Source organism: Mycobacterium sp. KBS0706 (assembly GCF_005938675.2).
Taxonomy (GTDB): Bacteria; Pseudomonadota; Alphaproteobacteria; order DSM-16000; family Inquilinaceae; genus Inquilinus.
Window position 1 is genome coordinate 19746 of sequence record NZ_VCCH02000094.1, and the last position, 8891, is coordinate 28636.

At 70.6% G+C, this 8891-nt stretch carries 11 protein-coding genes; 4 read left to right on the forward strand and 7 right to left on the reverse strand.

The genetic code is table 11. The features are described from left to right. The first annotated feature begins 6 nt into the window (after positions 1-6). The 3 genes from FFK22_RS33595 to FFK22_RS33605 are packed head-to-tail and all read left to right on the forward strand — an operon-like array spanning position 7 to position 2340. Complete coding sequence (locus FFK22_RS33595) at positions 7-864, forward strand: LysR substrate-binding domain-containing protein (protein WP_186002797.1); 858 nt, start codon at positions 7-9, stop codon at positions 862-864. Between the two features lie 16 nt (positions 865-880). Further along, on the forward strand, positions 881-1423 hold the full coding sequence (locus FFK22_RS33600; protein WP_138888061.1) for a dihydrofolate reductase family protein: 543 nt from the start codon (positions 881-883) through the stop codon (positions 1421-1423). Beyond that, positions 1420-2340: an alpha/beta fold hydrolase gene (locus tag FFK22_RS33605; protein WP_138888060.1), complete on the forward strand. Its 921-nt coding sequence runs from the start codon at positions 1420-1422 to the stop codon at positions 2338-2340. Before FFK22_RS33600 ends, FFK22_RS33605 begins: the two co-directional genes overlap by 4 nt. Here FFK22_RS33605 and FFK22_RS33610 read toward each other — a convergent pair. Genes FFK22_RS33610 through FFK22_RS33620 form a run of 3 tightly spaced genes read right to left on the reverse strand, consistent with a single transcriptional unit; the run spans position 2315 to position 4122 of the window. Next, positions 2315-3403, reverse strand: coding sequence for a 5-(carboxyamino)imidazole ribonucleotide synthase (locus FFK22_RS33610; protein WP_138888059.1), 1089 nt, complete (start codon positions 3401-3403; stop codon positions 2315-2317). The two genes, FFK22_RS33605 and FFK22_RS33610, sit on opposite strands and share 26 nt — an antisense overlap. Further along, complete coding sequence (gene purE, locus FFK22_RS33615; protein WP_138888058.1) at positions 3400-3900, reverse strand: 5-(carboxyamino)imidazole ribonucleotide mutase; 501 nt, start codon at positions 3898-3900, stop codon at positions 3400-3402. The genes FFK22_RS33610 and purE overlap by 4 nt, the downstream gene beginning before the upstream one ends. A 21-nt stretch (positions 3901-3921) precedes the next feature. Then, complete coding sequence (locus tag FFK22_RS33620; protein WP_026869463.1) at positions 3922-4122, reverse strand: YdcH family protein; 201 nt, start codon at positions 4120-4122, stop codon at positions 3922-3924. A gap of 182 nt (positions 4123-4304) precedes the next feature. Here FFK22_RS33620 and FFK22_RS33625 point away from each other — a divergent pair, with 182 nt between their 5' ends. Beyond that, complete coding sequence (locus tag FFK22_RS33625; protein WP_138888057.1) at positions 4305-5387, forward strand: ATP-dependent 6-phosphofructokinase; 1083 nt, start codon at positions 4305-4307, stop codon at positions 5385-5387. A gap of 6 nt (positions 5388-5393) precedes the next feature. Here FFK22_RS33625 and FFK22_RS33630 read toward each other — a convergent pair whose 3' ends face one another. From FFK22_RS33630 to FFK22_RS33645, 4 genes are all read right to left on the reverse strand, one after another. Beyond that, the gene (locus tag FFK22_RS33630) at positions 5394-6059 is read right to left on the reverse strand and encodes a tetratricopeptide repeat protein (protein WP_138888056.1); all 666 of its coding nucleotides are present in this window, start codon (positions 6057-6059) and stop codon (positions 5394-5396) included. A 29-nt stretch (positions 6060-6088) separates the two neighbouring features. After that, the gene (locus tag FFK22_RS33635) at positions 6089-6811 is read right to left on the reverse strand and encodes an MOSC domain-containing protein (RefSeq protein WP_186002798.1); all 723 of its coding nucleotides are present in this window, start codon (positions 6809-6811) and stop codon (positions 6089-6091) included. A gap of 100 nt (positions 6812-6911) precedes the next feature. Next, complete coding sequence (locus FFK22_RS33640) at positions 6912-7592, reverse strand: GH25 family lysozyme (protein ID WP_138888054.1); 681 nt, start codon at positions 7590-7592, stop codon at positions 6912-6914. A 3-nt stretch (positions 7593-7595) separates the two neighbouring features. Then, positions 7596-8780 carry a patatin-like phospholipase family protein gene (locus FFK22_RS33645; RefSeq protein ID WP_138888053.1) on the reverse strand — a complete coding sequence of 395 codons (1185 nt, stop codon included), beginning with the start codon at positions 8778-8780 and terminating at the stop codon, positions 7596-7598. Positions 8781-8891 lie beyond the last annotated feature (111 nt).

The following is an 8891-nucleotide window of genomic DNA, read 5'->3' on the forward strand; positions in this document are numbered from 1 at the left end:
AACGTGATGCAGCTGCGCGCCTTCCATGCGGTGGCCACCCAGGCCAGCTTCACCCTGGCGGCGCGGACGCTGGGGCTGACCCAGCCGACCCTGTCGCAATCGGTGAAGGCGCTGGAGGAACGCTACGGCGTGCTGCTGTTCGAGCGCAGCTCGCGCCGGGTGCAGCCGACCGAGATGGGGCGCCGGCTGTTCCAGCTGACCACCCGGCTGTTCGACACCGAGCAGGAGGCGGCGACGCTGCTGGAGGGCTCGGCACAGCTGGCCCGCGGCCTGCTGCAGCTCGGCGCCGACAGCCCGTACTACGTCATGCCGCTGATCGCCGAGTTCGACCGCCGCCACCCGCAGGTTGAGATCCGGCTGTCGATCGGCAATGCCGGGGCGGTGCTGGAGGATCTGTCGGAAGCGCGGCTGGACGTGGCCCTGCTGTCCAACCCGCCGGTCGATCCCCGCTTTCACATCGTGCCGCTGTATCGCGACCCGGTACGACTGATGCTGCCGGCCGGCCATCCGCTGGCCGCGGGCGATGCGGTGCCGGCCGCGGCCCTGGCCGGGCAGCGGCTGGTGATGCGCGAGACCGGGTCGATGACCCGGCGCACGGTCGAGCGCGGGCTGGCCGAGGCCGAGATCGCGCCCGGCGCGGTGTTCGAGGTCACCGGCCGCGAGGCGGTGCAGGAGGCGGTGGGGCTGGGCCTCGGCCTCGGCTTCATTTCGGCCGGCGAGATCCGGCCGGATCCGCGTATCGCCGTCCGGCCGCTGGCTGACTGCGCCTGGCACACCGACGAATATGTGTTGTGCCAGCGCGACCGCCGGCGCTTCCCGGCGATCCGCGCCTTCATCGAGCTGGCGGTGGCGGCCACCGCCTGAGACCAGGGAGGGCCAGATGAGGAAAATCATCGTCACGGAATTCATCAGCGCCGACGGCATTGCCGAGGTCGAAAAGCTGACCGGCGTGGCCTGGAATTCCGAAATGGACAAGTTCAAGAATGACGAGCTTGCGGACAGCGGCGCCATGCTCCTCGGGCGCAAGACCTATCAGATCTTCGCCGGCTCCTGGCCCAGCGAAACCGGAGACTTCGCCGACAGATTCAACGCGCTGCCGAAATACGTGGCGTCGACGACATTGACAGACCTGGACTGGACGCCCGCGGAGGTGCTGAAGGGCGCATTGCCGGACGCCGTCCGGACGCTGAAGCAGGGCGACGGCGGCAACATCTATGTCCACGGCAGCATCAGCGTGGCCCAGCAACTGCTGCGGCATGGCCTCGTCGACCGCATCCGGCTCCTCGGCTATCCCGTGGCTGTGGGCCAGGGGAAGCCGTTCTTCGCGCCCGGCGAGCAGCACAGGCTCGAGCTGGTCTCGGCCGTGGGCTTCAGCAACGGCATCCTGGCCCTCGAATATGCGCCGGTGAGGACGAAGGAATGACGACTGTCGATACCCCCCACCCCGTCCCGTCGGTCTCGGCCACGACCACCTATCGTCGCGCCGAGGTCGAGGGCCTGAACATCTTCTACCGGGAGGCCGGCCCGAAGGATGCGCCGACCATCGTCCTGCTGCACGGCTATCCGTCGACGTCGCGGATGTACGACCCGCTGCTGCCGCTACTGGCGGACCGCTATCACCTGATCGCCCCGGATTATCCGGGCTTCGGGCACAGCGACGCCCCGTCGCCCGCGCAGTACCGCTACACATTCGACCATCTCGCCGAGACCATGCTGGGCCTGCTCGGCGTGCTCGGGCTCGACCAGCATGTGCTGTTCATGCAGGATTACGGCGGCCCGGTCGGCTTCCGCATGGCTCTGGCCCGGCCTGAGGCGGTGCAGGCGATCATCGTCCAGAACGCCAATGCCTATGCGGAAGGCCTGGGGACGAAATGGGCCGGCATTGCCGAGTACTGGCGGGACCCGGAGTCGCATCCCGGGCAGCTGGATGCCTTCACCTCGCCGGAGGGGGCGAGGCAGCGCCATCTCGGCACCAGCCCGAACCCCGAGCGCTACAATCCCGACAGCTGGATGGACGAGTTCGCGATGCTGTCGCGGCCGGGGCAGCGCGAGATTCAGGCCGCGCTGCTGTACGACTACCGGACCAACGTGGCCTCATACCCCGCCTGGCAGGCCTGGATGCGCCGGCACCGGCCGCCGGCGCTGGTGATGTGGGGCCGCCACGACCCCTCCTTCATCGTGCCGGGGGCGGAAGCCTACAAGCGTGACCTCCCGGATGCGGAGCTGCACATCCTCGATGCCGGCCACTTCGCGCTGGACGAGCAGGCCGACCGGATCGCGTCCCTGACCCGGGCCTTCCTGCGGCGTCTCGACCTCAGCCCTTCGGCACCAGCCGGTTGACATGGCCCATCTTGCGGCCGGGGCGCGGCGCGCCCTTGCCGTAGAGATGCAGCCTGGCGCCGGGCTCGGCCAGGAATTCCGGCCAGTGCAGCACGTCGTCGCCGATCAGGTTCTGCATCACCGCGTCGGAATGGCGCCCGGTCGACCCCAGCGGCAGGCCGCAGACGGCGCGGACCAGCTGCTCGAACTGGTCGCAGGCGCAGGCATCCTGGGTCCAGTGGCCGGAATTGTGCGGCCGCGGCGCCAGCTCGTTGACCAGCAGGCCGCCGTCGCGGGCCTCGAACAGCTCCACCGCCAGCAGGCCGACCATGTCCAGCGCCGTGACCAGCGTGCGGGCGATCTCCTCTGCCTCCGCGGCGCGCTGCGGCGCCAGGTCCGGGGCGGGAGCGATCGTTTCCGACAGGATGTGGTCGCGGTGCCGGTTCTCGACCGCGGGGTAGCACACCACCGAGCCATCGACGCCGCGGGCGGCGATCACCGACAGCTCGCGGGCGAAGTCGACGAAGCCCTCGAGAATGGCCGGGCGGCCGCCGAGCCTCTCCCATGCGGCGGCGGCGGCGGCGGGATCGCGGATCACCACCTGGCCCTTGCCGTCATAGCCCTCGCGCCGGGTCTTCAGCACCGAGGGCGTGCCGATCGCCACGACCGCCGCCGCCAGCTCCTCGGCCGAGCCCACGGCCCGCCAGGGCGCGGTGCCGATGCCGTGGCGGTTGGCGAAATCCTTCTCCGAAACCCGGTCCTGGCACACCGCGAGGCCGTCCGGCCCCGGCCGCACCGGCACGCGGGCGGCCAGGTGCAGCACGGTCTCGTAGGGGATGTTCTCGAACTCGTAGGTGACGACGTCGACCTGGGCGGCGAAGGCATCCAGTGCCGCGTGGTCGGTGTAGGAGGACAGGGTCGACCGGTCGGTCACCTGGGCGCAGGGGCTGTCCGGGTCCGGGCACAGCACATGGGTGCGGTAGCCGAGGCGGGCCGCGGCGAGCGCGGTCATGCGGCCGAGCTGGCCGCCGCCGAGCATGCCGATGATGCTGCCAGGCGGGAGAGGGGAAACGGTGCTGGTCATTCGTCCTTCGGGTGCTCGGCCACGGCCTCGGTCTGGCGGTGGCGCCAGGCGTCCAGCGCATCGGCGACGGCAGGGTCGCTCAGCGCCAGGATGGCGGCGGCCAGCAGCGCCGCGTTGATCGCCCCGGCCCGGCCGATCGCCAGGGTGCCGACCGGGATGCCGCCCGGCATCTGCACGATCGACAGCAGGCTGTCCATGCCCTTCAACGCCTTGCTCTCGACCGGCACGCCCAGCACCGGCAGCGGCGTCATCGCCGCCGTCATGCCCGGCAGATGGGCGGAGCCGCCGGCGCCGGCGATGATCACCTTGACGCCGCGGCCGCGCGCCTCGCGGGCGAAATCGGCCATGCGGTCCGGCGTGCGGTGGGCGGACATGATCCGCGCCTCATGGCCGATGCCCAGCAGCGACAGCGTCTCGGCGGCGTGGTGCATGGTCTCCCAGTCGGACTGGCTGCCCATGATGATTGCCACAGGCGGCGCGGCGGCGGGTTCGGCCATCGGTCGGAAAATCCTCGGGGTCTAGGCGATGATGTCGGGCAAGAGCTTGCTCTCGATCATGGTGATCTGATCCTTGAGCAGCAGCTTGCGCTTCTTCAGGCGCTGGATCTGAAGCTGGTTGACGGGACCATCCGCGGTCAGCCGGTCGATGATCTCGTCGAGGTCGCGGTGCTCGACCCGCAAAGCGGCCAGCTTCTCCTGCATCGACTCGATGTCGATCATTCCCTCAAACGGCCTTTCCTGCGGGTCCCGGTTCGGCGAGCCCGATCATAGCAAAGGGGGCGGCCCGACCGGAACGCGTTTGACGCGGGGGTGACGCCCCGGCGGCGCATCCGGCTCTTACAGCACCGGCCGCTTCCCGGTACAAGGGGGAACTGCAACCGGGAGCGGGAACGAAGCACGGCATGGCGGGCGAGAAGCGCATCGGGATTCTCACCAGCGGCGGCGACTGCGCCGGGCTCAATGCAGTGATCCGCGCGGCGGTGTGCAGGGCCGATGGCCTCGGCTGGACCGTGATCGGGATCAAGGAGGGCACCTCCGGCCTGCTGGCCCGGCCGCTGCGCTACGAGGTGCTGACGCCGGACAAGATGACGACGGCGGTGATGCGTCAGGGCGGCACCATCCTCGGCACCACCAACAAGGGCGATCCCTTCGCCTTCCCGATGTCCGACGGCACGCTGAAGGACCGGTCGGTCGAGATTATCGGCGGCTATCACGAGCTCGGCCTCGACGCGCTGATCGGCGTCGGCGGCGACGGCAGCCATTCGATCCTGCGGCGGCTGGCGCAGCAGGGCGGATTCAACTATGTCGGCGTCCCGAAGACGATCGACAACGATGTCGGCCTGACCGAGGTCTCGGTCGGCTTCGACACCGCGGTCGCGGTGGCGACCGAGGCGCTGGACCGGCTGCAGCCGACCGCCGCCAGCCACGCCCGGGTGATGGTGCTGGAGGTGATGGGCCGCGACGCCGGCCATATCGCGCTGGCCGCGGGCATCGCCGGCGGCGCCGACGTGATCCTGATACCGGAGATCCCGTTCTCGATCGATTCCGTGGCCCACAAGATCCGCGAGGTGCGCAAGACCGGCCGCAACTTCGCGCTGGTGGTGGTGTCGGAGGCGGTGAAGACCGCCGACGGCACCAAGGTGCACAAGGACTATCACGGCGGCGAGAAGCGCTTCGGCGGCATCGGCGACTACGTCGCCTTCAAGATCGCCGACACCACGGGGGCGGAGACGCGGGTGACGGTGCTGGGCCATGTCCAGCGCGGCTCGATGCCCAGCTGGCGCGACCGGCTGATCGCCTCGGCCTTCGGCGCCCATGCCGTCGACCTGATCGCCGAGGGCAAGTTCGACCGCATGGTCGCGTGGTCCGACCGGCGGGTGATCGACGTGCCGTTGCAGGACGCGATCGCCGAATACCAGGACATCAAGCACAGCGATCCGCTGGTCAAGACCGCCCGGGCGCTGGGGATCTGCCTGGGGGATTGAGGCCGCTCAGTCCGCTTGCCGCAGCCGGTTGTCGACCTGCCGCAGCCAGTCGGTGGCGGTCGCGTTTCCAGGGTCGAGGCGCAGCGCCGCGAGCAGGTCCGCCCGGCCCTGCATCAGCTCGCCGAGGCGGATCCGGGCCGCGCCGCGGTTGGCCCAGGCCGAGGCCAGGGCCGGCTCCAGCGCCAGCGCCCGGTCGTAATCCTCGATCGCACGGGCGGGATCGCCCGTCATGGCATAGGCGGCGCCGCGGCTGACCCAGATCACGGCCCGGTCGGGAACCAACTCGCCGGCCCTGGTGAAGTCGCTGATGGCATCGTCCGGACGCCCGAGGCGGGCCAGGGCGAGGCCCCGATTGTACCACGCCGTGCCCAAGCCGGGATCGGCGGCCAGCGCGCGGTCGTAGTCGCCGAGGGCACCGCCGGCATCTCCCGCCCGGTACCGCAGCAGGCCGAGATCGTTCAGCAGGACCGCCAGCTCGTGGCCGGTGGCGCGGCCGGAGGCGATCAGCCGGCTGCAGGCATCGATCGACGGCTGGCCGCCATTCGGCCGGTGGCAGGCGGCGGCATCGGATTCGAGGGCCGACCCGCCCGCATCGGACTGGGCGGCGGCCGGCCTAACCGCGATGGCGGGAGCGGCCACGAGCATCGCTACAAACAGGACCCATCCGGTCATCCTGTATCTCCCTCCGCCGCGAACCGGCGCTACGCTGTGATCGTCGCGGCATCGCCGACCCGGATCTCGCCCGGCGCCTCGACCGTGCACAGCACGCCGAGATGGGTGGCGTTGCGCCTGGTCACCGCCATCAGCACCGCGCGGTCGAGCGGCAGGCCGCCCTGGGCCAGGGTGGTGAAGGCGCAGCGCACGCAGGGGTCGACGATGCGGATCCGCACGTCGCCGATCGCCACCGCCCGCCCGATCCAGTCGGTCTCGACGAAGCCCTCGGCCCCTGGCAGGTCGAGCACCAGGTTCGGCCGGAACCGGCGCACATCGATGGCGCTGTCCGGCAGGATCGCCTGCAGCGCCGCCAGCGACGCGGTGGTCAGGATGTGGATCGGGTGGCGCTCATAGCGCGGCTTCAACGGTCCCGCCGTCGCCGTCTCGGCCGCGTCGGTGGCGTGCGGCCGCACCTGCACGGGAAAGCCGAAATGCGCGGCCAGGGCGTCGCCGGCGGCCTCGGCCGGCAGGCTGCTGCCATCCGGGAAATCCAGCCGCAGCCCGTCGCCGGTGCTGCTGGCCCGGATCTGCGGCGCCGGGCGCCAGCGGCGCTTGCTCTCCGGAAAGGCGGTCTCGCCGCTGTCCCGGTCGGCCAGGCCCCAGGCGCGGTCGCCGGCCAGGCCGGTGGCATCGACGGCGCACACCTCCAGCCGCTCGCCGCCGAGCGAGCTGACCGGATAGCGCCATAGCGCCGCGACCCGTCCGTCCATTCTTTCCCGCCTCCGTCCGTCGGCCGGTCCGCTGCGGCGGATCCCCCGCAGCATGACCGCCGGGCGCCGGCTGTGCAATTCGCGATCCCGTTCCGCCGGATCAGGGCCGGCTGACGTTCCAGTCGACCCGGCCGTCGATGCCGCGGAGGCGACGGAAATTGGAGACCTGCCAGACCCGCCAGGGGCGGGCGCCGAAATCCGGCTCGAAGACGATGCGGCGCAGCCACAGCGGCTGCGGCAGCCGGGCGCTGACGTCGTAGGCCGCGTCGAACTCGCGAGTCAGATACAGCAGCGCCGGCTGCCGGTAATGCGCCTCGATCGCCTGCAGGAACGTTGCGAGCTCACGGTGGAAATCCTCGCGCGTGACTTGCCGCGAGCAGTTGCCGAGATATTCGAGGTCCACGGTGGGCGGCAGCGCGTCCGGCTCGGCCGGGACCGTGGCGATGAAGTTGGCTGCCTGGTCGGCCCCGGGCCGGCATAGCGTGAAGAAGTGATAGGCGCCGCGCGGCACGCCGGCGGCCCGGGACTGGGCCCAGTTGTCAGCGAAGGCGCTGTCCCGGTGGTCGCCGCCTTCGGTCGCCTTGATATAGGCGAAGTCGACCCCCTGGGTCGGCAGTTCGGCCCAGGCGATCCGGCCCTGATGATGCGACACGTCGATGCCCTGGCGGGGATAGGCGGTGTCGGAAGGATGCCAGGCAGATGCGAAAGTGAACGCCGCCACGCCGGACAGGACCAGCGCCGCCAGAGCGCTGCCCAGCCAGACGCGGCGGCGCGCCCGCATGCGTCAGCGGTCCTGCCGGTGCACGTCGTGGCTGACTACGCCGTCCTCCGCCGCCGACGGCCGGTCCAGCCGGCGCGGATCGGCCAGGGTGCGGCGGATGTCGTCGAGGCCGCTCTGCCAATGCTCGCGCATCGCATCCAGCCCGAACTCGTAGTCCTTGGAGTGGCCCTCATAGGTCTTGGTCTGGTAGATCAGCTGGATGATGTTGTAGGCGCGTTCGCAGGCCAGATCGGCGATCTCCTGCATCTCCGGGTCCTGCTTCGCCTCCTCCGGCAGCCGGTCCATCACCCGCTGCAGCGCCCGGCGCATCTTCTGCATCTGCATCATGTAGGTGGTGATCGCGCGGGTGCGGCTGGAATACTGGATGTCCTTCTGCCGGCTCGACACCTCCATCAGGTCGTCCGGCAGCCGGCCCTTGGCCGACCACAGGTCGACCTGGAAGGTCAGGGTGTCGCGCCGCGGCTCGGTCGACAGGACGTAGGACAGAGGCGTGTTCGAGACCACGCCGCCGTCCCAGTAGAACTCGCCATCGATCTCGATTGCCGGGAAGCCGGGCGGCAGCGCGCCGGATGCCATGAAATGCTCCGGCCCCAGCTTCCGCTCCGCCGTGTCGAAATAGGTGAAGTTGCCGCTGCGGACATTGACCGCACCGACGCTGACCCGGATGTCGCCGGAGTTCAGCCGGTCGAAATCGACCAGCCGCAGCAGCGTGTCGCGCAGCGGGCTGGTGTCGTAGAAGCTGGTGGCGCCGTCGCCGGCGAAGGGCGACAGGTAGGGCGGCGGGAAGCGCGGCTTGAAGAAGCCGGGCTGGCCCTGGAACAGCGCCCGCATCGCCGCCGCGGCGTTGTGCACCGAGCGCATGTCGAAGGCGAAGGGCAGCGCCTCCGCCAGCCCCTCGCTGGCCGGCCACTCGACCGGGGCGGCGCAGATCGTCTCCCAGAACTCGCGCAGCCGGTCCACCCGCTGCGCTTCCGGCGATCCGGCGATGATCGCGGTGTTGAGCGCGCCGATCGAGATGCCGGCCAGCCAGGTCGGCTCGATCCCGGCCTCGTGCAGCCCTTCATAGACCCCGGCCTGGTAGGCGCCGAGGGCGCCGCCGCCCTGCAGCACCAGGGCGACGACGTCGTAGGGCGGCACCTCGATGTGCCCGGGGGCGCTGCGCGCCTGCTTCCGTTTCACGCCACGCATCAGTGGTCTCCTCCCGCCGCGTCAGGCGAGGTAATCGTGCACGACGGTGCCGAGGCCGAGCGTCAGGTCGGCGACCAGATGCTTGGCCGACAGCACCTCCAGCACCGGCAG